Source organism: Burkholderia mycopellens (assembly GCF_964265025.1).
In the GTDB taxonomy this organism is placed as follows: Bacteria; Pseudomonadota; Gammaproteobacteria; order Burkholderiales; family Burkholderiaceae; genus Burkholderia.
Map to the genome: position 1 here is coordinate 564,744 of NZ_OZ183803.1, position 21,852 is coordinate 586,595.

Annotated in this window: 19 protein-coding genes and 1 pseudogene; 7 read left to right on the forward strand and 13 right to left on the reverse strand. The window is 67.6% G+C overall.

Annotation, left to right across the window (positions count from 1 at the left end; all coding sequences use genetic code 11):
* Nucleotides 1-27: 27 nt before the first annotated feature.
* Nucleotides 28-1,281, reverse strand: coding sequence for a lipoprotein-releasing ABC transporter permease subunit (locus ACPTTC_RS20815; RefSeq protein ID WP_423393722.1), 1,254 nt, complete (start codon nucleotides 1,279-1,281; stop codon nucleotides 28-30).
* A 300-nt stretch (nucleotides 1,282-1,581) separates the two neighbouring features.
* On the opposite strand from ACPTTC_RS20815, the gene ACPTTC_RS20820 reads away from it, so the two are divergent.
* Nucleotides 1,582-7,584: an MG2 domain-containing protein gene (locus tag ACPTTC_RS20820; RefSeq protein ID WP_423393723.1), complete on the forward strand. Its 6,003-nt coding sequence runs from the start codon at nucleotides 1,582-1,584 to the stop codon at nucleotides 7,582-7,584.
* A gap of 54 nt (nucleotides 7,585-7,638) precedes the next feature.
* Nucleotides 7,639-10,053, forward strand: a complete 2,415-nt coding sequence (pbpC, locus tag ACPTTC_RS20825; RefSeq protein WP_423393724.1) for a penicillin-binding protein 1C — start codon at nucleotides 7,639-7,641, stop codon at nucleotides 10,051-10,053.
* A 34-nt stretch (nucleotides 10,054-10,087) separates the two neighbouring features.
* Here the strand turns inward: pbpC and ACPTTC_RS20830 are convergent, their stop codons facing one another.
* Nucleotides 10,088-10,318 carry a hypothetical protein gene (locus ACPTTC_RS20830; protein WP_423393725.1) on the reverse strand — a complete coding sequence of 77 codons (231 nt, stop codon included), beginning with the start codon at nucleotides 10,316-10,318 and terminating at the stop codon, nucleotides 10,088-10,090.
* A gap of 121 nt (nucleotides 10,319-10,439) precedes the next feature.
* Between ACPTTC_RS20830 and ACPTTC_RS20835 the strand changes: the two genes are divergently transcribed.
* The gene (locus tag ACPTTC_RS20835; RefSeq protein ID WP_423393726.1) at nucleotides 10,440-11,129 is read left to right on the forward strand and encodes an alpha/beta fold hydrolase; all 690 of its coding nucleotides are present in this window, start codon (nucleotides 10,440-10,442) and stop codon (nucleotides 11,127-11,129) included.
* A 174-nt stretch (nucleotides 11,130-11,303) separates the two neighbouring features.
* Here the strand turns inward: ACPTTC_RS20835 and ACPTTC_RS20840 are convergent, their stop codons facing one another.
* Complete coding sequence (locus tag ACPTTC_RS20840) at nucleotides 11,304-11,642, reverse strand: helix-turn-helix domain-containing protein (RefSeq protein ID WP_011354126.1); 339 nt, start codon at nucleotides 11,640-11,642, stop codon at nucleotides 11,304-11,306.
* Nucleotides 11,643-11,720: 78 nt separating this feature from the next.
* Between ACPTTC_RS20840 and ACPTTC_RS20845 the strand changes: the two genes are divergently transcribed.
* Both ACPTTC_RS20845 and ACPTTC_RS20850 read left to right on the forward strand, forming a co-directional pair.
* Nucleotides 11,721-12,620: a hypothetical protein gene (locus ACPTTC_RS20845; protein WP_423393727.1), complete on the forward strand. Its 900-nt coding sequence runs from the start codon at nucleotides 11,721-11,723 to the stop codon at nucleotides 12,618-12,620.
* Between the two features lie 207 nt (nucleotides 12,621-12,827).
* Complete coding sequence (locus tag ACPTTC_RS20850) at nucleotides 12,828-13,058, forward strand: hypothetical protein (protein ID WP_423393728.1); 231 nt, start codon at nucleotides 12,828-12,830, stop codon at nucleotides 13,056-13,058.
* A gap of 97 nt (nucleotides 13,059-13,155) precedes the next feature.
* Here ACPTTC_RS20850 and ACPTTC_RS20855 read toward each other — a convergent pair whose 3' ends face one another.
* From ACPTTC_RS20855 to ACPTTC_RS20885, 7 genes and pseudogenes are all read right to left on the reverse strand, one after another.
* Nucleotides 13,156-14,163: an aldo/keto reductase gene (locus ACPTTC_RS20855; RefSeq protein ID WP_423393729.1), complete on the reverse strand. Its 1,008-nt coding sequence runs from the start codon at nucleotides 14,161-14,163 to the stop codon at nucleotides 13,156-13,158.
* Between the two features lie 51 nt (nucleotides 14,164-14,214).
* Nucleotides 14,215-14,541: a carboxymuconolactone decarboxylase family protein gene (locus ACPTTC_RS20860; protein WP_423393730.1), complete on the reverse strand. Its 327-nt coding sequence runs from the start codon at nucleotides 14,539-14,541 to the stop codon at nucleotides 14,215-14,217.
* A 132-nt stretch (nucleotides 14,542-14,673) separates the two neighbouring features.
* A pseudogene (locus ACPTTC_RS20865) lies at nucleotides 14,674-14,825 on the reverse strand (LysR family transcriptional regulator); the annotation flags it as partial.
* Between the two features lie 10 nt (nucleotides 14,826-14,835).
* Complete coding sequence (locus ACPTTC_RS20870) at nucleotides 14,836-15,714, reverse strand: alpha/beta hydrolase (protein WP_423393731.1); 879 nt, start codon at nucleotides 15,712-15,714, stop codon at nucleotides 14,836-14,838.
* 109 nt (nucleotides 15,715-15,823) lie between these two features.
* Nucleotides 15,824-16,564, reverse strand: coding sequence for an alpha/beta fold hydrolase (locus ACPTTC_RS20875; protein ID WP_423393732.1), 741 nt, complete (start codon nucleotides 16,562-16,564; stop codon nucleotides 15,824-15,826).
* Entirely contained in the window at nucleotides 16,561-17,367 is an 807-nt protein-coding gene (locus tag ACPTTC_RS20880) for a DinB family protein (RefSeq protein WP_423393733.1), read from the reverse strand. Before ACPTTC_RS20880 ends, ACPTTC_RS20875 begins: the two co-directional genes overlap by 4 nt.
* 87 nt (nucleotides 17,368-17,454) lie before the next feature.
* Complete coding sequence (locus ACPTTC_RS20885) at nucleotides 17,455-18,225, reverse strand: alpha/beta hydrolase (protein ID WP_175954649.1); 771 nt, start codon at nucleotides 18,223-18,225, stop codon at nucleotides 17,455-17,457.
* A gap of 182 nt (nucleotides 18,226-18,407) precedes the next feature.
* Between ACPTTC_RS20885 and ACPTTC_RS20890 the strand changes: the two genes are divergently transcribed.
* A complete protein-coding gene (locus tag ACPTTC_RS20890; protein WP_423393734.1) occupies nucleotides 18,408-19,004 on the forward strand; it encodes a TetR/AcrR family transcriptional regulator in 597 nt (198 codons plus the stop codon).
* Between the two features lie 68 nt (nucleotides 19,005-19,072).
* Here ACPTTC_RS20890 and ACPTTC_RS20895 read toward each other — a convergent pair whose 3' ends face one another.
* On the reverse strand, nucleotides 19,073-19,504 hold the full coding sequence (locus ACPTTC_RS20895; protein ID WP_175954645.1) for a YciI family protein: 432 nt from the start codon (nucleotides 19,502-19,504) through the stop codon (nucleotides 19,073-19,075).
* Between the two features lie 212 nt (nucleotides 19,505-19,716).
* On the opposite strand from ACPTTC_RS20895, the gene ACPTTC_RS20900 reads away from it, so the two are divergent.
* Nucleotides 19,717-19,947 (forward strand): hypothetical protein, encoded by a 231-nt coding sequence (locus ACPTTC_RS20900; protein WP_027790668.1) that lies wholly within the window; start codon nucleotides 19,717-19,719, stop codon nucleotides 19,945-19,947.
* Between the two features lie 53 nt (nucleotides 19,948-20,000).
* Here ACPTTC_RS20900 and ACPTTC_RS20905 read toward each other — a convergent pair whose 3' ends face one another.
* Nucleotides 20,001-20,315, reverse strand: coding sequence for a hypothetical protein (locus tag ACPTTC_RS20905; protein WP_423393735.1), 315 nt, complete (start codon nucleotides 20,313-20,315; stop codon nucleotides 20,001-20,003).
* A gap of 97 nt (nucleotides 20,316-20,412) precedes the next feature.
* Nucleotides 20,413-21,834 (reverse strand): MFS transporter, encoded by a 1,422-nt coding sequence (locus tag ACPTTC_RS20910; protein WP_423393736.1) that lies wholly within the window; start codon nucleotides 21,832-21,834, stop codon nucleotides 20,413-20,415.
* Between the last annotated feature and the right edge of the window lie 18 nt (nucleotides 21,835-21,852).

The following is a 21,852-nucleotide window of genomic DNA, read 5'->3' on the forward strand; positions in this document are numbered from 1 at the left end:
CAGCGCCGGGCACCGGCCGCTGCGCGCCTATTCGTCGCGCAACGCCTCGGCCGGCCGCACCCGCGCGGCGCGCCAGCTCGGGTAGAGCGTCGCGACGCACGACATCAGGAACGCGGCCGCGGCGATCTCGATCACGTCGGTCGCCGCGAGCTTCGACGGCAGCGAACTGAGGAAGTACACCGACGGCGTCAGGAAGCGGATGCCGAGCAACTGCTCGATCGCCGGCAGCACCCACGGGATGCTCACCGCGATCGCGCAGCCTAGCGCGACACCCGCGAGCGTGCCGGCGAGGCCGATCGTCATCCCCTGGATCGCGAAGATCTTCATGATCGACCCGGGCGGCGCGCCGAGCGTGCGCAGGATCGCGATGTCGCCCTGCTTCTGCGTGACGGTCATCACGAGCGACGACACGAGGTTGAACGCGGCGACCGCGACGATCAGCATCAGGATCAGCGACAGCATGCGCTTTTGCAGCCGCTCGGCTTCGAACCACGTGCGGTTCTGTCGCGTCCAGTCGCGGATATAGAGGTCGCCCGACAGCGTGCGCGACAGCGCCAGCGCGATCTCCGGCGCGCGCTGCAGATCGTCGAGGCGCAGCCGGATGCCGGTCGGTGCGCGCACGTTGAACAGCGTCTGCGCGTCGCGGAGATGGATGTACGCGAGCGCGCTGTCGTACTGGTAGTGGCCCGACTCGAACGTGCCGACCACGTTGAACTGACGAAACCGCGGCAGCGCGTCGTCGATGCGCGCGGTGTTGCCGGGCGCGAAGAACGTGATGCGGTCGCCGATCTTCACGTGCAGCGCGTCGGCCAGCGCCGAGCCGAGCACGATGCCCATCTCGCCCGGCACGAGTGCGTCGAGCCGCCCGGTCTTCAGCTTGCGCGCGATCTCGGATACGCGTGGCTCCAGCACCGGATCAATGCCGCGCAGCGCGACGCCCGTCACGCTGCCCGCGTTCGTCAGCAGCGCCTGCGCGTCGACATAGGGCGCGACGGCGCGCACCGCCGGATTCTGCAGCGATTCGTGCGCGGTGAGCCGCCAGTCGGGCATCGCGCCGGTCGGCGAGAAGATTTCAACATGCGCGAGCACCGACAGCATTCGGTCGCGCACTTCGGTGCGAAAGCCGTTCATTACCGACAAGACGACGATCAGTGCGGCGACGCCGAGCGCGATGCCGGCCATCGCGGCGCCCGCGATGAACGACACGAAGCCGTCGCCGGCCGAGCGCCGGCCGCCGCGCGCATAGCGCAGCCCGATCTGCCATTCGAACGGGAGTTTCAAGCGGTTTCCTTTCATTTCGATTCGAATCATGCCGGGTCGCGCATTTTAGCGAACGCGGCGCGAGCGCGCGCAGCGGTCGGCCGGCGAGCCGAAATCCGCCCGACCGGCCGGTCATTCGGCCGCGTTGCGCGCCGGCACGGCGATGTTTCCATCGTTTCGGGTCTGATCGATAATGGCGCCCAGCATCCGGTCGAACATACCAAGCAATTACGGCGCAACCGGGCCGCGCCGTCACAAGACCCATAACAACTCGGGGAAGGTTGCCGCATCAGGCAGCATGTCCTTGACAAGGAAATAACAATGGATTTGCTGCGCTTCCTGTTGCTCCTGCCGATTCGCGTGGCGGGCTTCGTCTGGTGGCTGCTCGGCTGCGCGTTGCGGCCGCTGGTCGGCGACGTGTCGTGGACGGCGCCCGCGTGGATGGGCATCACCGTCGCGGCCGTGCGCCGCCGCCCGTGGCATGCCGGCGGCCTCGTGTTGCTCGCGGCCGCGCTCGGCTACGGCGGGTACTGGCTCAAGCATCGCCCGAAGCCGCCCGAGCCCGAAACCGTCAGCTTCACCGTGAAGGCGCCGGCGATCACCACCTACGAGGTGGACGACACCGACAAGCCGAAGATCACCGTGCATCCGCTCGAAGTCGTGTTCGCGCAATCGGCGGCGCCGATCGAACGGGTCGGCAAGCCGGCCGGCGACGGCATCGAGATGACGCCCGCGCTGAAGGGCGCATGGGAGTGGGTCGACGACAAGACGCTGCGCTTCACGCCGGCGGCCGACTGGCCGGTCGGCGCGCACGTCGAGGTGCGTTTCGCGGTGCACCGGGTGTTCGCGCCGCAGGTGACGATGCACGACGACCGTTTCGCATTCGACCTGCCGGCGTTCGCCGCAACGGTCGGCAACAATGAGTTCTACCAGAACCCCGACAATCCGGCGGAGAAGCAGGCGCTGCTGCAGCTGCGCTTCAACTACCCGGTCGATCCGGCCGAGTTCGAGAAGCGCATCGGCCTCGTGCTGGTCGGCCGCGACGGCAAGAATTCGACGCCGCTGCGCTATACGGTCAACTACGACAAGATGAAGACGAGCGCGTGGGTCTACTCGCAGCCGCTCGAGATTCCGCGCGATCCGCTGGTGGCGCGGCTCGACGTCGACAAGGGTGTGAAGAGTTCGCGCGGCGGCAACGGCACGCCGGACGTGCTGCATGCTTCGGTCGACGTGCCGGGGCTCTACAGCCTGTCCATCGACAACATCGCGCCGACGCTCGTCGACAACGAGCGCTACGAACCCGAGCAGGTGCTCGTCGCGGAAGCGTCCGACGGCGTGCGTAGCGCCGACCTGGCCGCGCGCGCCAAGGCGTGGGTGCTGCCGAAGCGCAAGCCGGGCGTCGATCAGTCGGACGACGATCCGCCGTACGAATGGAACGTGGCCGACATCAGCGATGCGGTGCTGAAGCAGTCGAAGCCGCTGCCGCTCGACGCCGTGCCGACCGAGAACGACTACGCCACGCTGCAAAGCTTCAAGTATCACGCGACGCCGGGCGATCGCGTCGTCGTGCGTTTCGCGGGCGACCTGAAATCGGCGGGCGGCTACCTGCTCGGCGAGCCGGTGACGACCGCGTTCACGGTGCCCGACTATCCGAAGCTGCTGCGCTTCATGGCCGACGGTTCGCTGCTGTCGATGAGCGGCAGCAAGCGGCTGTCGGTCGTGTCGCGCAACCTGCCGGGGATGAAGGTCGAGATCGGCCGCGTGCTGCCCGACCAGCTCCAGCATCTCGTGAGCTTCAACAACGGCACGTACGCGCGGCCCGAGCTGTCGTATTCGTTCAGTGAGGATCACATCGTCGAGCGCTTCGTGCAGACGCGCGCGTTCCCGGCGGGCGACCCCGGCAAGGCGCATTACGAAGGCATCGATCTCGGCCAGTACCTGAAGGGCGGCAAGCGCGGCGTGTTCCTGCTGCACCTGACGAAGTACGATCCGGCGGCCGAGAAGAAGAAAGCCGACGATGCGAAGGACAGCGACGCATCGTCCGGCGACGGCAGCCAGGATCAGTCGGACAACGCCGATTCGGGCGACAGCAACGGCAACGGCGACGACAGCGACAACGCGCTCGGCGACACGCGCCTGATCGTCGTGACCGATCTCGGGATGCTGGTCAAGAAGGCGCTGGACGGCAGCCAGGACGTGTTCGTCCAGTCGATCCGCAACGGCCGCCCGGTTGCGGGCGCAACCGTGTCGGTGCTCGCGGTGAACGGCCAGGCGCTGTTCACGCAGACGACCGGCGCCGACGGCATCGTGCATTTCCCCGCGTTCAAGGGGCTCGACCGCGAGAAGCGCCCGCAGCTGTATGTCGTGAAGAAGGACACCGACCTGTCGTTCCTGCCGGTGGCCGGCCGCGATCGCCAGCTCGACTTCTCGCGTTTCGACGTCGACGGCGAGCGCAATGCGACGGGCCAGGGGCAACTGTCCGCGTACCTGTTCTCGGATCGCGGCCTGTATCGGCCCGGCGACCCGTTCCATATCGGCCTGATCGTGCGCGCGGCGAGCTGGGCGCGCAGCCCGGCCGGCGTGCCGCTGCAGGCGGAGATCGTCGATCCGCGCGGGATCACCGTCGAGCGCAAGCCGGTGACGGTCGATGCGACGGGTTTCACCGAGCTCGGCTATACGACGGCCGAAACGGCGCCGACCGGCACGTGGACGGTCAACCTCTACATCGTCAAGGACGGCCAGCCGGGTGCCGAGCCGATCGGTAGCACGACGGTGCGGGTGAAGGAGTTCCTGCCCGACCGGATGAAGGTCGACGCGAAGCTGTCGCAGCAGGTCGTCGAAGGATGGGTGAAGCCGAAGGGGCTGAAGGGGATCGTCGATGCGCAGAACCTGTTCGGCACGCCGGCCGAGAAGCGCCGCGTCGCGGCGACGCTGACGCTGCGCCCGGTGTGGCCGTCGTTCCGCAGCTGGCAGGGCTACCGCTTCTTCGATGCCCGCCGCGCGAAGGAGGGCTATACGACCACGCTGCAGGACGGCGCGACCGACGACAAGGGCCATGCCGAGTTCGATCTCGATCTCGACAAGTACGCGGACGCGACCTACCAGCTCTACTTCCAGGCGAAGGCCTATGAAGCGGAAGGCGGCCGCAGCGTCGCCGCGAACGCGCAGACGCTCGTGTCGAACAACGACTGGCTCGTCGGCTACAAGTCGGTCGACGATCTCGGCTACGTGAAGCGTGGCAGCCCGCGCACGGTGCGGCTCGTCGCGATCGATCCGAACGCGAAGGCGATCGACGTGAAGGACCTGCGCGCACAGCTCGTCGAGGAGCGCTACGTGTCGGTGCTGACCAAGCAGGATTCCGGCGCGTACAAATACGATTCGCGGCTGAAGGAAGTGCCGGTCGACGAGAAGCCGCTGACGATTCCGGCGGGCGGGCTCGACTTCACGCTGCGCACCGACAAGCCGGGCAGCTACGCGCTCGTGATCCGCGGCGCGGACGGCGCGGCGGTGAACCGGATCGAGTATTCGGTCACGGGCGATGCGAACGTCACGCGCTCGCTCGACCGCAACGCGGAGCTGCAGGTGACCCTCGCGAAGCACGACTACAAGCCGGGCGAGCAGGTCGAGATCGCGATCCGCGCGCCTTACGCGGGCAGCGGCCTGATCACGATCGAGCGCGACAAGGTATATGCGCACGCGTGGTTCCATGCGGACACGACGAGCTCGATCCAGCACATCACGGTGCCGGCCGGCTTCGAGGGCAACGGCTACATCAACGTGCAATACATCCGCGATCCGTCGTCCGATGAAATCTTCATGAGCCCGCTGAGCTACGGCGTCGTGCCGTTCTCCGTGAACCTCGATGCGCGCCGCAACGCGGTGTCGGTCGATGCGCCCGCGCTCGTGAAGCCCGGCGACACGGTGAATTTCACCGTGCATTCGGCGAAGCCCGCGAAGGTCGTCGTGTTCGCGGTCGACGAGGGCATCCTGCAGGTCGCGCGCTACAAGCTCGGCGATCCGCTGAAGTTCTTCTTCCGCAAGCGGATGCTCGAAGTCGGCACGTCGCAGATCCTCGACCTGATCCTGCCGGACTTCGAGAAGCTGATGGCGATGGCCGCGCCCGGCGGCGACGCCGACGATGCGATCGGCCGCCAGCTGAACCCGTTCAAGCGCAAGCGCGACAAACCGGTCGTCTACTGGTCGGGGATCGTCGACGTGAACGGCGACACGCGCCTGAGCTACACCGTGCCCGACTATTTCAACGGCAAGCTGCGCGTGATGGCGGTATCGGTGTCGCCGGACCTGGTCGGCACGTTCGAAGGCGCGACGACGGTGCGCGGCGATTTCGTGCTGTCGCCGAACGTGCCGACGACGCTCGCGCCGGGCGACGAGGCCGACGTCAGTGTCGGCGTCGCGAACAACCTGACGGGCGCCGGCAACCAGCCGGTGCCGGTCGCGGTCACGCTGAAGACAGGCCCGCAGTTGCAGGTGATCGGGCCGGTCACGCAGAACGTCGCGCTCGCGCCGCAGCACGAGGGTGTCGCAATGTTCCGCGTGAAGGCGACCGATACGCTCGGCTCGGGTTCGCTGTCGTTCGGCGCGCGCTATGGCGCGAAGGGCGCGCAGCAGCGTGTCGACGTATCGGTGCGGCCGGCCGCCGCGTTCCGCACGCAGCTCGACATCGCGCGCCTCGATCCAGGCAAGAAGGCAAGCGTGCCGAACCTGCGGTCGATGTACGACGCGTATGCATCGCGCGACGCGAGCATCTCGACCGCGCCGCTCGTGCTTTCCGAAGGGTTGTCGTCGTATCTCGTCAACTTCGAGCACTACTGCAGCGAGCAATTGGTGAGCGCGGCCGTGCCGCGCGTGTTCGCAGCGAAGTGGCTGTCGGTGCGCGCGCTGACGAGCGCGATGCATGCGACCGACGCCAGCGCCGACGCGACGAACGCGGCGGCGATCGCGCAGTTTCTCGGCGTGCTGCGCAGCCGACAGAACGCGCAGGGCGGGTTCGGCCTGTGGAGCGCGACGCCCGACGCCGATCCGTTCGTGTCCGCATACGCGATGCACGTGCTGCTCGACGCGCGCGAGCGCGGCATCGCGGTGCCGAAGGACATGCTCGACGCGGGGAACGCGTATCTGCAGAAGCTTGCAGCGAACGATTCGCTCGGTTCGCTCGACCTGCTGCGGCAGCGCGCGTACGCGGTGTATCTGCTGACGCGCCAGGGCAACGTGACGACCAACAGTCTCGCGGCCGTGCAGAAGCGGCTGCAGGATGCGTATCCGAACGACTGGAAGAACGATCTCGCGGCTGCTTGGCTCGCCGCGTCGTACCAGCTGCTGAAGCAGGACAAGGAGGCCGCGGCGCTGATCGCGGGCCCGCAGGCGCTGCTCGAGCGCAAGCGCGCCTCCGACGGCGGCTACGTGACCGGCTACTACCTCGATCCGCTGACGCGCGACGCGAGCGTGCTGTACCTGATCGCGAAGCACTTCCCCGACCGCGTGCGCAAGCTGTCGCCGCGCGCGATGGACAACCTCGCCGCGCCGCTCGTCGACAACCGCTACAACACGCTGTCGTCGGCGATGACGATCCTCGCGCTCGATGCGTACGCGGCATCGAGCGCGGGCCAGCTCGACCAGCTCTCGATCGACGAGGTCCGCGCGGGCGCCGCGCCGAAGGACGTGTCGTCGATCCAGGCGAACCTCGTGCGCTCGGGCACATGGTCGGCCGGTGCGTCGCGCGTCGATTTCGTGAACGGCAGCTCGCTGCCCGCGTGGTGGATCACGAGCCAGTCGGGCTACGACCGCGGCACGTCGACGAAGGCGATCAAGAACGGGCTGGAGATCGTGCGCGACTACACCGGCACGGACGGCAAGCCGCTCGACAAGATCACGGTCGGCCAGGAGATCGACGTGCACCTGAAGATCCGCGCGACGGGCAACGCGAGCGTCGGCAACGTCGCGATCGTCGACCTGTTGCCGGGCGGCTTCGATCCGGTGATCGCACCGCCGCCCGTCACCGACACACCGGATGGCGACAGCAGTGGCGATGGTGGCGCGTCGGCGCCGGTGGCCGACGCACCGTGGCGTTCGCCGATCGGCGTGAAGGGTTCCACGTGGCAGCCGCAGTTCGCGGACGTGCGCGAGGATCGCGTGGTGATCTACGGCACTGCGACGACCGACGTGCGCGAGTTCGTCTACCGGATCAAGGCGAGCAACGCGGGCCGCTTCATCGCGCCGCCAGCATACGGCGAGTCGATGTACGACCGCCGCTTGCAGGCACAGGCGCCCGGCGGTACGACGCTGACGGTGGAGCGCGTGCGATGACGATGAGGTTGCAATGGCGTTACCGGCCGCGCCGGGTGCGAGGAGCGCCCGCGCGTGGCTGACGACGTTTCGGTGCTCCGGCGCGTGCTGCACGGCGCCGGCCGCTGGTTGCATCGCTGGCAGAACTGGATCGCCGGCGCGCTGCTCGTGGTCGTCGTGCTGGCCGCGTGCCGGCTGTGGCCGCATCCGCCGCTGCGGGACTGGAAACCGTCGTCGGTCGCGGTGGTCGACGCACAGGGCCGCTTGCTGCGGCTCACGCTCGCGAAGGACGACCGCTACCGGCTGTGGGTGCCGCTCGAGCGGATGTCGCCGCAACTCGTCGAAGCCGTGATGCTGCACGAGGACCGCTGGTTCTGGTGGCATCCCGGTTTCAATCCGTACGGGCTCGCGCGCGGCGCGTGGATCACCTACGTGCGCGGCGGCAATCCGCAGGGCGGCTCGACGCTGACGATGCAGCTCGCGCGCTCGCTGTGGCGGCTGAATACGCGCACGCCGGCCGGCAAGCTCGAGCAGGTTGCGCGCGCGGTGCAGCTCGAGCTTTTCTATTCGAAACGGCAGATCCTCGAAGCGTATCTGAACGATGCGCCGTACGGCCGCAACGTCGAAGGCGCGGGCACCGCGAGCGTCGTCTATTTCGACCGGATGCCCGACGCGCTGACGCTGCCCGAGGCGCTCGCGCTCGCGGTGATTCCGCAGGACCCGGCGCGGCGGGTGCGCGGCGGGCAGGATGCAATCAACCGCGCGCTGGCCGCATCGCGCAACCGGCTGTATGCGCGCTGGCTGACGAAGCATCCGGGCGATGCATCGTTCAAGCCGCTGTTCGCGTTGCCGCTGGCAATGCGGCCGCTGTCCGCGCTGCCGTTCGATGCGCCGCATGCGGTCGACCAGGCGCTCGCCGCACGCAGCGCGTGGCGCACGGCCGCGAGCGCGGCGGCGCACGACAGCGATGCCGACGCGCGGCTCGTGACGACACTCGATCTCGACCTGCAGCACACGCTCGAACGGCAGATCGCACGCTATGTCGCGCGCAACGACACGCGCGGCGTGCGCAACGCGGCGGCGATTCTCGTCGATACGCGCGACATGGGCGTGAAGGCACTCGTCGGCTCCGCGAACTTCTTCGACCGCACGATCGACGGGCAGGTGAACGGCACGCTCGCGCGGCGTTCACCGGGCTCGACGCTCAAGCCGTTCATCTACGCGCTCGGCTTCGACCAGGGCGTGCTGCACCCGCAGACCGTGCTGCGCGACGTGCCGACCGCGTTCGGCCCGTATGCGCCGGAGAATTTCGACGGCCATTTTCTCGGGCCGATCACCGCGACCGATGCGCTGAACCGCAGCCGCAACGTGCCGGCCGTGTGGGTCGCATCGCAGCTCAAGTCGCCTGATTTGTACCGGTTCCTGCAGGAAGCCGGCGTGCGCCGGCTCGCGAGCGCGCAGCACTACGGGCTCGCGCTCGTCCTGGGCGGCGGCGAAGTGACGATGCAGGATCTCGCGGCGCTCTACGCGATGCTCGCGAATCGCGGCGAGTTCCGGCCGCTGCGGCTGCGCGCGGACCAACCGGCGTTGCCCGGCCGACGCCTGCTCAGCGCCGAGGCGAGCTACATGACGATGGATATGCTGCGCCAGCATCTGCGCCCCGACGAGACCAGCGGCGCGCAGCCATCGAGCGTGCCGGTTTACTGGAAGACCGGCACGTCATGGTCGTTCCGCGATGCGTGGACGGCCGGCGTGTTCGGCCCGTACGTGCTGGTCGTGTGGGTCGGCAACTTCGACAACTCGACCAATACGGCGTTCGTCGGCGTCGATGCGGCGGCACCGCTGTTCTTCCAGGTCGTCGATGCGCTGAATGCCGAGCGCACGCTCGTCGAGCCGCCGCGCGCGGTGCCGCCGAAGCTGAAGCGCGTGCGGATCTGCCTGGCGAGCGGCGATTTGCCGAACGAGTGGTGCCCGCAGCAGGGCTGGACGTGGTTCATTCCGGGCACGTCGCCGATTCGCGTGAGTACCGTGCACCGGCCGGTCGTGATCGACGACGCGACAGGGAAGGCCGCGTGCCCGCCGTACGACGGCAAGCGCACGCATACGGAGATCTTCGAGTTCTGGCCGTCGGATCTGCAGCAGGTGTTCACGCAGGCCGGCATTCCGCGCCGGCGGCCGCCGCAGAACGCGGACTGCCGCGACGCGGGGCAGGTGGAGGGCGACCCGCCGCGCATCACGTCGCCGCTGCGCGGCAGTACGTATGCGATGCGCGTGAAGCGCACCGAGGAGACGCGCATCGCATTCAACGCGACGGCCGATGCGAGCGCGCATGCGCTGTACTGGTTCGTCAACGACGCGTTTGTCGGGCGCAGTGCGCCGGGCGATGCGCTGTTCTGGCAGCCGGGTACGGCCGGTAGTTATACGGTGCGGGTGGTCGACGATCACGGGCGTAGCGATCAGCGGCCGCTGGTGGTGGGGCTGGAGCAGTAGGTGCTTTATCTGTACCCGTATCGCGCGTTCGCGGTCAGCGTGCCGCGATCTGCGCGTTTTCGCAGCGAAGACTCGTGTGGGTGAGCGTCAGCAAGTTGACGACGATGACGGCGATCATCCAGTTCACGCCGGCGTGGGTCACCACTACGCCGGCTGCGTACGGAAATCCGAACAGCCCCGTGAAGTAGGCAATCATGAAGACCTGAGAGCTCGCCGAAGCGGACAATCCCTTTTCGCTGGCCAGATTGACTGCCATGCCGTTCAACGTGGATTCTTCTGCACAGTACATGTCGTTGCCGATGCGCTTAGGCCCGGAAACTTGAAGCCGGCCAAGATGACGTTGGATGGTTTCGAAACACGATCAACTGCCAGCCTGAATCATTCCGATGTTGCCACCCCTCATTTTTCTACCAGCAATGCCGTGCGACGGCCGCATGTATGCCGATCAGATCGAAGCGCTGAAGGATCTTGCTTCATCGACCGTGAAGATATTCGCGCATGCAACATTCGCCGAGAGTGCCGAGCAGCTCCTGGCATCGACCAGCGGTACGTTCATTCTTGCCGGTACGGCATACGGTGGATGTCTCGCGATGGAGGTGCTCGCGAGAGCGCCGGACCGCGTTCGGGGGCTTTGGCTGATGAACTGTCAGCCGAGCGTTCATCCGGATCCGGACGCCGCTCGCGCCACCAGCCGGCGAATACGCGCTGGAGAGTGCGAGCGGGTCATTGCAGCGTTCGCCGAGCAGGCGATTCCGGTACACGACAGCACGTCGCGTGCCGCGTTCGTGCAGATGGCCCGCGATGCCGGGGCGGATTTGTTTGCCCGACAGTGCGATGCCACGGTGACACGCTCGGATCATTGGTCGACGCTTGCGTCGAGCCGGGTTCCAACGTTGCTCATCTGGGGTGCCGCTGACCGTTTCGTACCCGTCGACGTCGGCCGTCGAATAGCCGGCTTGATGCCGCACGCCCGATTCGAAGCGATTGACGGATGTGGTCATTTCCCGACTCTGGAGCGGGCGTCGCTATGTACGGCGATTGCGCGTGAGTGGTTGATGGAGACGGTGCGCGGTTGAGTCGGGCGTGGGAAATGGTCACCACGACCGTTCTGGCATGCGTGCACGTGGCAGGATGTTGCGTTGTCATCCGCGCACGGGCGCTGGCTTTTGCACTTCGGGATCAGCGACTAGCAGATAGCCGCTGCCGATCGCAATCGCAGCGGCGGACACCCAGCGTCCCGCACACCCCCATCACCCATCATCCGCCTTCGCCTGTAGCCCCTTCAACCCCTGAATCACGACCAGCAGCGCGCGCCCATGCTCGTCCGACCCATCCCATGCGTCGACGATCGCGTCGCGCAGCAGGTCGTTGTACTGTCGGCGCGACGGCCCGGTATCGACTCCGTAGAAACTGCATAGCTTATTGAATGGCGCGCTGCGGCGCAGCCGGTGCCCGTTCGACAACCTCAGGCGCGATACGGTCGGCTGGCTGACCCCGGAGAGTCGCGCTATTTCGCTGGACGAGCGTGTATCTGCCATCAGGCGGCGCAACAGGTCTTGAACGGGAAAATCTTGGTCCGGGGCTTCCATGTGATGCATTATACCTATACAGTTACGGCTGTTGAATGGGCTTGCTGTCACCAGCGAGGCTGTATCCCGAGAAAGTTGATGACACTGAAACACCTCCCCCCCACGTTCTGCTGGACCAAGATCGGTGCCGAGTCCGGCGAGGAACTGCCGACCGTCGTGCTCCGCAAGGAATGGGAGCGCCGGCTCGGGGGCGGGCGATTTCTGTGGGGCATCAACCAGCCGCTCGGCAGCAGCGCGCAAGTCGCCGCGCATCGCACCGGCTCGCTGCTCGCGCTGTTTTCGCCGGTCGCATCGCGCCCGCGCGCAGGCGAGCGGAAAGACATGCTGCTGTGGAATGCATGGGTCGACGCGAGCGGGCAGGTGCGGCCGTTGCCGCCACACACGTTCATCGCCAGTCGCTCGACGTTGCCGTCGGGCCGGCGCCGCGAACAGCACTACGCGCTCGTGTGCGCGTCATCCACCGCGCTGACGGTCGGCACGCAATTGCGCGTGTTTCCCGATCACCTGCGCAGCGTGAGCACCGGCAAGTCGCTCGGCGCCGCACAGGGGGCGGCCGTGGTCGATTGCGTCGGGCGCGCGAAGGAGCAGACGGGCAAGAGCTATCCGCTCGCGCTGTCGGTCGAGCTCGAAGCACCGTATTTCGTGCGGCTCGCGCAGCCGTGCGTGTTGAAGGCGCGCGATCTCGCGGAGGTGAACAAGGCCACGCGCGCGGGCGATTTCGATCGCTTCGTCGAACTCGTCGCGCGCTTGCGCGGCCGTTCGCCGACCGACGCCGTGCGCGGCGTCACGCGCGATCTGTTCGATGTGCCGCCGATCGAAACGGCGGCCGCGTATGTTGCGCCCACGCACGCGGCGCGCTTGCGCAATCGGCCGGCGGCCGAGCATCCGCGCGATCTCACCGGCGACCTGTTCGACCTGTCGCCGGGTGAGGCGGCCGCGTTCGCGGGCCTCGCGCATCCGCGCATCGGGCGCGCGTGACGAAACGCGTGCAGCAGGTCGCGCAAGAATGTGTTGCAATCTCGCCATAGCGGAGCGGCGAGCGCAGAGAGACAATCGGCACGAAGCGCGCTGCGCGGCGGCCGATGCGTCGACAATCGATGGGTCGTGGTTCACGCCGCCGACATGCGCACCACGCACACTGAGCGTCGGCGTGCTTCACACTGCAATCCTGAGGGAGAAGTGTCGATGTCGACCCACATCTGTTCGCGGGAAGCCCGGGCCGCGCAACGCTTCGTCGAAGCCACGCGCAACGTCGATCAGGCCTTTCGCGCCGTGCGCGGCGAAAGCGACGACGACGTTTCGTCGGCCGAATATGCACGCGCGATGTCGCGCCTCGATCGCGCACTCGACGAGTTGGCGCGTGCACAGGAGTGCTTCGATCGCATCGTCAGCGCCGACACGACGCACGACAACTGATCGAGCAGCATCAACGTGAATGCGCGTCGGGCGACGCGCGTTCATCTTCATGCCGGGCATCGCGCCCGGCATGTCATTCAATCATCCCGTTCCGACTTCAGACCTTGCGGCCTTCGACCGGGTAGCCGGGATCGGTATAGCCGTGCGTCGATGCATGCCCGGGCGGCACGAGCGAATCGACGAACCGTTCGTCGTCCGGGCCGAGTTCGAGTGTGAGCGCATCGATGTAGCTGTCCCAGTGCGCTTCCGTGCGCGGCCCCGCGATCGTCGAACTGACGATGCGGTTCTTCATGACCCACGCGAGTGCGAACGCAACCGACGTCGTGCCGCGCGCGGCCGCATGCGCGGCCACCTGCTGTGCGATGTGCAACGATTCGGGCCGCCATTCCGTTTGCTGGATACGCCGGTCGCCGCGGCCGGCGCGCGAATCGGCGGGCGGCTGCGCATTCACCGCATATTTGCCGGTCAGCACGCCGCGCGCGAGCGGGCTGTACGGCACGACGCCGATCCCGTAGTGCGCGGCGGCCGGAAGCTGTTCGACCTCGGCCGTGCGATCGACGAGGTTGTACAGCGGTTCGCTTGCGACCGGGCGATCGATGCCGAGCTGGTCGGCGAGCCGCACGACCTCGGCGATGCGCCAGCCCTTGAAGTTCGACAACCCGAAGTAGCGCACCTTGCCTTGCCGGATCAGGTCGGCGATCGCGCGCATGCCTTCATCGAGCGGCGCATCGGTCAGCGCGCGATGGAAATAGAGGATGTCGATGTAGTCGGTGCCGAGCCGCTTCAGGCTCGCATCGACCGATTCGACGATCCATTTGCGCGACTGGCCCTGCCGGTTCGGCCCGGCGTCCGGCCCGGCCGGATAGCCGAACTTCGTCGCGACGACCCAGCTGTCGCGACGCGGCGCAATCGCGCGGCCGACGACTTCTTCCGAGCGGCCGGCGTGATAGACGTCGGCCGTGTCGATGAAATTGACGCCCTGGTCGAACGCCTTGTCGATGATCCGTGACGACGTCGCTTCGTCGGTCTCGCCGCCGAACATCATTGCGCCGAGACATAGCGGCGACACCTTGAGCGCGCTGCGCCCGAGATAGCGGTAATCCATGCAGGCTCCATGCGGGCGCATGCCCGCCGGTTGAATGAGGGGCGGCCGAGCTTACGCGCCGGCTTCGTCGAACACGCGCTGCGCGATCGTCAGCGCCGAGCTTGCGGTCGGCCAGCCCGAGTAGAACGCGAGGTGCGTGATCGTTTCGACCAGCTCGTCGCGCGTGAGGCCGTTGTCGAGCGCCTTCTTCAGATGGAACGGCAGTTCGTTGACGCGATACAGCGACACGAGGCTTGCGACCGTGACGAGGCTGCGATCGCGCGGCGACAGGCCGGGGCGCTGCCAGACATCGCCGAACAGCACGTTGTCGGTGTAGTCGGCGAGGGCGGGGGCGATGGCGCCGAACGCTTTGCGCGCGGCGGAAGTCGGTTCGGACATCGAGGGCTCCGGGGAACGTGGGGAACACCGACGATGGTAGCCACCGATGCGCCTATCGATAATCCCCGGCAATCCGCATGCACTTATCGATCCGGTTCATGAATCGCGGCGCAGCGGCGGCGCGTCGTCGACTCATGTGCGATAGCGCAGCGCATCGACGATCACCGCGCGCGCGCGTGACGACTGCCGCCGGCTCGCGTACGACAAGTGATGGCCGGAAAAGTCGGGCACTCGTCTTCAAGCACGCTGTCGAGTCGGCCGGCGGCGACTTGCGGCGCGGCGATACAGCGCGCGTCAGCCCGCGCGCGTCATGCCCGGCGCACGGGGCGCGGGATGGTATGCATAGCCGCCGTGCTGGAACGACGTCGCGAAGAACCGCATCTGGTAGCGGATCGCATTCCCCCAGTAATCCCACGTGTGGCCGCCAGGCCGCTCCGCATAGTCGTGCGGCACGCCGAGCGCGACGAGCCGTTCGTGCAGCGTGCGGTTCGAGCCGACGAACGTGTCGTCGCGGCCGCAATCGATCGTCAGGTCGAGATGCGCGCGCACGAACGCGCCGGCGTTGGCGGCGATCACGTTGCGGTTCCAGAACGACGGATGGCGGCCGGGGTCGCCGAATACATGGTCGATGCCCGGCTCGTCCTCGCAGCAGCGCGGATCGACCGCGCCGCTGATGCTGCCGACCGCGCCGAACGTGTCGGGCCGGTCGAGCGCAATGCGCAGCGCGCCGAAGCCGCCCATGCTGAGCCCGGTGATCGCGCGGGCGCGTTGCGTCGCGATCGTGCGGAAGTGCGAATCGACGTAGGACACGACTTCGTCGCCGATGAAGGTTTCGTAGCGGCTGCCCGAATCGAACGGGCTGTCGATGTACCAGCTCTCGTGCCCGCCGTCGGGCATCACGAGGATCACGTGATAGCGGTCGGCCAGCGCGGCGATGCGCGTGTTCGACGTCCAGTCGGTGTGGTCGCCGCCCGAGCCGTGCAGCAGATAGACGACCGGATAGCGGTCGCCGTCGCGGGCGCCGCGCGCATAAGCGTCGGGCAGCACGACGGTGGCCTTGAGCGTCTCGTTCATCGCGGCGCTGGGAATCGCGACGACTCGCGCATGGAATGCGAGGGCAGGGCTTGAAATGGCAACCAGCAGAAGCAGCCAGAAGGCGCGTGCCAGGTTCATCGATCCTCGCATGTGTCGACCCCGTTCGGCGCCGGGCGCCGGGAAACCCTGTTCGGGCGACTCTAGCAACCGCGCCTTTCAACCATATTTCGGCGAATCCTACGGGTTGTCAGGCGGCCGGCGCGGACACGATGCGCTCGAGTGCCGTGCGAAACGCATCGGGCCGTTCGGCCGGGATCAGGTGTCCGCAGCGTTCGATCGTGTCGAAGCCGGCGCAGCGGGCGAGTGCCCAGTCGGGCACGTGCCAGCCCGCGCGCGAGCGTTCGCCGGCCATCAGCCAGACCGGGTGACGCTCGAATACCTGTGCGAGCCGCCGCAGATAGCCGGGCTCGCCTGTCGTCGCGACGACCGAGCGGCCCATCGCGCGCAGCGTCGATGCCGGCTGATGCGCGAGCCAGCGGCGGGCGTCGTCGAGCAGGCCCGGCGATGGCGCGTCGATCGCGCCGCGCAGCCAGCCGGGCGGATCGGCGCGCAGGCCGTCGAGCATCGCGTCGGCTTCGGCGGGCGTCATGCGGCCGACCGACGCCGACCAGAACGCATCGTCGAGCGTGAAGTTGCCTTCGACGTTGACGATCCGCCGCACGCGTTCGGGGTGCGCGTGCGCGAACAGCATCGCGATCGCGCCGCCGACCGAGTGGCCGACTATATCGACCGGCTGCGCGCCGAAGTGCGTATCGATGGTGTGTCGCACATGCTCGACCTGCGCGGCGAGCGTGATCGCGTCGAACGGTACCGCGCGATGCGCGCCGTAGCCGAGCAGGTCGGGGGCGAGATGCGGGCCGCTCCATCCGCGCACGTCGAGCGTGCCGATGAAACCGTGGATGAAGACGACGGGCGTGGGCTGGGTCATGGGGCGGGCGTGGAAGGAAGGGGCGGCAATCCGAGTTCGGCGAGCAGTTCGTCGAGTTCGAGCACATGCGTGCGGTCGTGGTCGAGCAGCTCGCGCACGAGTTCGTCGAGCGACATGCGGCGGATGCCGTCGCGCAGCCCGCAGCGTGCGAGTTGCGACGGCGCCAGCGCAGCCGCGGTTTCACATAGCGCGGCCCGCCCCGTGCGGAATGCTGCGACGGCAGCATCAAGCCGCTGTGAGAGATAGTCGCGTTGCGCGGCGAGCGCGGTGCCGTCGACGGATGCGATCACCGGCAGTTCGAGCGTGCGCACGGCGTCGATGCGCTCGGCGAACACCGCGTCGAGATCGCGCAGGTGGCACGCGTGCTCGACGAGCGAGAAGCCCGTGCCGTCGGGGCGGCGTGTCCACAGCGCGGCCGGCACGTGTGCGGCATACGCGGCGAGCCGATCAGGCAGGCGCGCCAGCGCGGCGACCACATCAGCGAATGGCAGCGCCTGCGGATACGCGCTGAACACCGCGCCATAGCTGAACAGCGTGCCGCCGAGCCGTCCGCGTGCCTGCACGACGTCGTGGCCGTGACGGCGCATGATTTCCGCGACCATCGCGCCGCAGAACTGGCGGGCGGTCGTGTCGGTTTCGATTTCGGGGAATTTGTGCGCGATCTCGTGCTGAACCGCGCCGATCGCGGCGACGCCCACGCGCGACAGTGCCGCGAATTCGGCGTAGCGCTCGGGTTGCGCGATCAACGCTTCGAGCTGGGCGCCGAGCGCGGTGGTGCGGAAACGGTCGAAGCGGGAATGCATGACGGAGGGATCTCGCCGAGTAACGTATCAAAACGATACGTTACTCGGCGGGCAGCGTCAACGGCGGGATTCGGGCGATGGGCTGCCTCACTCCTTGCCGGCCCCCTTGGCAGCCTGTTCGATCAGCTTCGCGACTTCGGCCGGGTGCGAGAGGTAGGCGACGTGGCTCGACTTGAGTTCGATCGTCTTGCTGCCGGCGCGTTGCGTCATGAAGCGTTCGAGCTCGGGGTTGATCGCGCGGTCGGCCGTGGCGACCACGGCCCAGCTCGGCTTCGTCCGCCAGGCGGCGTGCGTGATCGGCACGCCGAACGACTGCGCGGCCGGCGTCACTTGCGAGATCGCCATGAATTTCGCTTCGGCGGCCGGCACGTCGGCTGCGAAGTCGGCGTGGAACGACGCTTCGTCGAACACCAGATGGCCGTCTTCGGTGGCCTTGATCGCCTTCGTCGCGGGCGGCGTCTTCTTGGTCAGGTCGAGCGGGCTTTCGCCGGTGTCGGGCTGGAACGCGGCCACGTAGACGAGGCCCGCGACCTTGTCGTCGTTGCCGGCCTCGGTGATCACCGCGCCGCCGTAGCTGTGGCCGACGAGGATGCTCGGGCCGTCCTGCGCGTCGACCACGCGGCGGGTCGCCTTCACGTCGTCGTCGAACGACGTTTCCGGCTGTTGCACGACGGCAACCTTGTAGCCGTCGCGCGTCAGGATGTTCGAGACGGCTTGCCAGCCCGAGCCGTCGGCGAAGTAGCCGTGGACCAGCACGACGTTCTTGACGGGGGCGGCGACCGCCGCATGAGAGCCGAGTGCGGCGGCGGACAACGCGACAGCGGCCGCGATCTGGCGGACTTGGGACAAGCGCTTCATTTTCATTCTCCAGAAGAAAGACAAGGTAGGGAACCGTCGGATATCGACAGGCGTCTTGTTTGTCGATGGAGTCATCCTACTAGTAGGTAGGGCGGCGGAGCAAGGAGAAATTGCGGCTGGAAAAGACTATCTCAGGGCGGTAAACTATCCCTGTTTTTCGTCCGACTAGATGGTAGGCAAATATGACGGTAACGGGTGACAGCACGGCGGCCCGCATTCTCGAAGCCGGGCGGCAACTGATCATGCGGCGCGGCTACAGCGGATTCAGCTATGCGGACATTGCGGACGCGATCGACATCCGGAAGGCGAGCATTCACCACCACTTTCCGACGAAGGCGGATCTGGCGGTCGCCGTGCTGCAGCAGTCGCAGGCGAACTTCGATGCCGACATGGCGCTGCTCGAATCGAGCGGCGCCGACGCGCTGGTGCAGATGCGCGCATACCTCGGCTACTGGGAACGCTGTATCACGGACGACAGCGCGCCGTTCTGCGTCGCCGGCATGCTCGGCGCAGAACTGCCGGCGCTGCCTGACGAAGTCGCGCGGGCGGTGAAGGCGCATTTCGATGACCTTGCCGCGTGGCTGGTGCGCGTGCTCGAGGCAGGGATGAAGGACGGCATCGTGCAGCCGGGCGTGTCGGTGCAGACCGAGGCCGCGACGTTCGTGTCGCTGGTCTATGGCGCGATGCTCGCCGCGCGGGCGTACGGCAATGCCGGAATGTTCAGGGACGTGACCGGCGGCGCGGTCGAGCGGCTCGCGGTGCTGCGCAAACGCGCGTGAGGCGCGCACGCACCAGCGGGTAGACGCGGCGCCCGACGGTCGTGCGAAACCGTCGAGCGTCGCCCGGCTTATGCGTGTTTCCCGGCCTCGGCTTGCGCGCGCTGCCGCGCTTTCTGCTCCTGCAACTCGGCCGTGAAGGCCGGGCTGAAGTCTTCAGCCTCGAACAGCGGGCGGATCTCGATGTCGGAGTCGCCCGGCATCGGGTTCGGGCAGCGCTTCACCCATTCGACCGCTTCTTCCATCGATTTCACCTGCCACAGCCAGAAGCCGGCGACGAGTTCCTTCGTCTCGGCGAACGGGCCGTCGATGACGGTGCGGTTCTTGCCGGCGAAGTGCACGCGCTTGCCGCGCATGCTCGGATGCAACCCGTCGGCGGCAAGCAGGATGCCGGCTTGCGCCAGTTCCTCGTTGAACCGGCCCATCGCGGCGATCATTTCAGGGTCGGGCATCCGGCCGGATTCGGAATCGGCGGTGGCCTTGACGATTACCAGGACGCGCATGGCAGACTCTCCTTGAATGGAATGAGGGGAGGGGGCGCCGCCGGCCGTGCCGACGGCAAGACGATCGGTTACGACAACACGACGCGCGACGGCGACGCGAATCGACATCGGGTCCGATGAATTTTCGCTGACTGCGCTCCGGCGGGCCTTGCAGCGGAGCCTGTCGCCAAAACTGGTATGCTGATCCTCACCACGTTCACGCGGAGGACGCCATGGCTGCTAAGGAAGTCTCGAAGAAGAAGTACCTGAAAATCCTGAACAAGCGCTTGCGCGCCGAGCCGGCGGCTCCGGCCGGAGCGTCGTTTGTCTTTTTCCCGCTGGGTGCGAAGGCGAAGAACGCAACGGGTGTCGTGTCCGGCGACGCGCGCAGCAAGCGCGAACTGGCGGTGATGGCCGCGGTGCAGCGCAAGGCGGCCGAAGAGTTCGTCGTCGCCGGCGCCTGACCGGGACCTGCTCGAAACCTGCTGCGCCGCCGTCGGATTGCCGACTCCGCGGCTTATGCGGCGGCGGCGTCGCAATGCGCGATCGCGCCGCCGAGCACGCGCGGGATGTCGTGCGTGATCACCGGGCTGTGCATCGGCAGGATGACGTCGAGATCGAGCGCCTGGGTCCGGCGCACCGCACTCGCCAGGTGTGCGAGCGACGGCAGGTAGTCCGAGCGCCGGATCGAATCGAGGAACGCCGGCAGCGGGTCGGCGGCGGCTTCGTCGCCGAAGCGCATCAGGATGTCCGACGACAGCAGCGCCTGGTACGCCGGCAGATACACGACCAGCGCATCCCATTGATGGACATGCTTCGTGAAGATCGGCACGGGCTGGCCGCGAATCCTGTCAGTTCAAGCAGCGGCCAGCCGGGCACGGCACTGAACGCCGTCCCGGCCACCAAGAACACCCAGGCTGACCGGGCGCTCAGGACACCTTGTCCGCCGCGGCCGCGTACCGGCCGCCGCCACCCGCTTCATCGCCCGCAGCGAGCTGTTCCAGCGCGAGCCCCTTCGTTTCGATCCCGAGCGTCCACACGGCGAGTGCGGCCGCGACGAACGACAGCGCGCCGAGCGTGAACACGCCGCCCTGGCCGAACACGGGCAGCACGACACCGACCACGTAAGGCCCGATCAGCGAGCCGACCCGCCCGATCGCCGATGCGAATCCCGAGCCCGTCGCGCGCGCGCCGGTGCCGTACAGCTCCGGCGTGTACGTGTACAGCGCGGCCCACATCCCGAACAGGAAGAACTGCATCGCGAGGCCGGTGCCGATCAGCAGCGCCATGCTGCCGCCGTACAGCGCGCTCTGGCCGTATGCGTATGCCATCGCGCCACCGCCGAGCAGCGACGCGATGCAGGTCGGCTTGCGCCCCCAGCGCTCGACGAGCCACGCCGCGCACAGGAAGCCCGGCACGCCGCCGAGCGAGATCAGCACCGTGTAGAACACCGATTTCGTGACTTCGAAGCCGGCCTGCTGCAGCAGCGCGCCGAGCCACGACGTGAGGCCGTAGAAGCCGAGCAGCGCGAAGAACCACAGCAGCCACACCATCACCGTGCGGCGCCGGTACACGCCGCTCCAGATCTCGCGCAGCGCGCCGCGCCCGCGGGCGGCGACCGGCTCGGCAAGCCGCGACGGCGGCGGCAGCGTGGTGACGCCGGCCGAGCGCATCACCTTCGCCTCGATCGTGTGCATCACCGTGTCGGCTTCCGCGTGCCGGCCCGCATGCTCGAGCCAGCGCGGCGATTCCGGCACGATGCGGCGCACGACGAGCACGAACACGGCGGGAATCGCGAGCAGCGCGAACACGGTGCGCCAGCCGAACTGTGGCAGCACGAAGTACGCGACGATGCCGGCCGTGATGAAGCCGAGCGGCCAGAAGCCGTCCATCAGCGCGATCAGGCGGCCGCGCTTCTCGGTCGGCACGAATTCGGACAGCAAGGTCTGCGCGACCGGGAATTCCATCCCCATCCCGATCCCGAGCAGCACGCGGTAGACGATCAGCGCGTCGACGCTCTGCGCGGTCGAGCAGAGATAGGAGGCCGCGCCCCACAGCACCATGCTCCACTGGAACACGGGCCGGCGGCCGAAGCGGTCGGCGAGCAGGCCGGCGACGGCCGCGCCGAGCACCATCCCGAAGAAGCTCGCGCTCGCGACGAGGCCGGCGGCCGCGGTCGACAGGCCGAACTCCTTGCGGATCGAGCCGAGCACGAAGGTCATCGTGCCGAGGTCGACCGAGTCGAAGAAGAACGCGATCGCGATGATGAAGAAGATCCGCTTGTGATAGCCGGAGAACGGCAGGCGTTCGAGCCGGGCGGCGGCGGAGGCGGGAGCGGTGGCGGCGGGCATGGCGTCCTCTGAAATGAA

What these genes read in the sequence shown, in the direction of transcription:
- ACPTTC_RS20820 (WP_423393723.1), top strand. Translation starts at nt 1,582, where the DNA reads ATGGATTTGCTGCGCTTCCTGTTGCTCCTGCCGATTCGCGTGGCGGGC.
- ACPTTC_RS20835 (WP_423393726.1), top strand. Translation starts at nt 10,440, where the DNA reads ATGTTGCCACCCCTCATTTTTCTACCAGCAATGCCGTGCGACGGCCGC.
- ACPTTC_RS20840 (WP_011354126.1), bottom strand. Translation starts at nt 11,642, where the DNA reads ATGGAAGCCCCGGACCAAGATTTTCCCGTTCAAGACCTGTTGCGCCGC.
- ACPTTC_RS20845 (WP_423393727.1), top strand. Translation starts at nt 11,721, where the DNA reads ATGACACTGAAACACCTCCCCCCCACGTTCTGCTGGACCAAGATCGGT.
- ACPTTC_RS20850 (WP_423393728.1), top strand. Translation starts at nt 12,828, where the DNA reads ATGTCGACCCACATCTGTTCGCGGGAAGCCCGGGCCGCGCAACGCTTC.
- ACPTTC_RS20855 (WP_423393729.1), bottom strand. Translation starts at nt 14,163, where the DNA reads ATGGATTACCGCTATCTCGGGCGCAGCGCGCTCAAGGTGTCGCCGCTA.
- ACPTTC_RS20860 (WP_423393730.1), bottom strand. Translation starts at nt 14,541, where the DNA reads ATGTCCGAACCGACTTCCGCCGCGCGCAAAGCGTTCGGCGCCATCGCC.
- ACPTTC_RS20870 (WP_423393731.1), bottom strand. Translation starts at nt 15,714, where the DNA reads ATGAACCTGGCACGCGCCTTCTGGCTGCTTCTGCTGGTTGCCATTTCA.
- ACPTTC_RS20875 (WP_423393732.1), bottom strand. Translation starts at nt 16,564, where the DNA reads ATGACCCAGCCCACGCCCGTCGTCTTCATCCACGGTTTCATCGGCACG.
- ACPTTC_RS20880 (WP_423393733.1), bottom strand. Translation starts at nt 17,367, where the DNA reads ATGCATTCCCGCTTCGACCGTTTCCGCACCACCGCGCTCGGCGCCCAG.
- ACPTTC_RS20885 (WP_175954649.1), bottom strand. Translation starts at nt 18,225, where the DNA reads ATGAAGCGCTTGTCCCAAGTCCGCCAGATCGCGGCCGCTGTCGCGTTG.
- ACPTTC_RS20890 (WP_423393734.1), top strand. Translation starts at nt 18,408, where the DNA reads ATGACGGTAACGGGTGACAGCACGGCGGCCCGCATTCTCGAAGCCGGG.
- ACPTTC_RS20895 (WP_175954645.1), bottom strand. Translation starts at nt 19,504, where the DNA reads ATGCGCGTCCTGGTAATCGTCAAGGCCACCGCCGATTCCGAATCCGGC.
- ACPTTC_RS20900 (WP_027790668.1), top strand. Translation starts at nt 19,717, where the DNA reads ATGGCTGCTAAGGAAGTCTCGAAGAAGAAGTACCTGAAAATCCTGAAC.
- ACPTTC_RS20910 (WP_423393736.1), bottom strand. Translation starts at nt 21,834, where the DNA reads ATGCCCGCCGCCACCGCTCCCGCCTCCGCCGCCGCCCGGCTCGAACGC.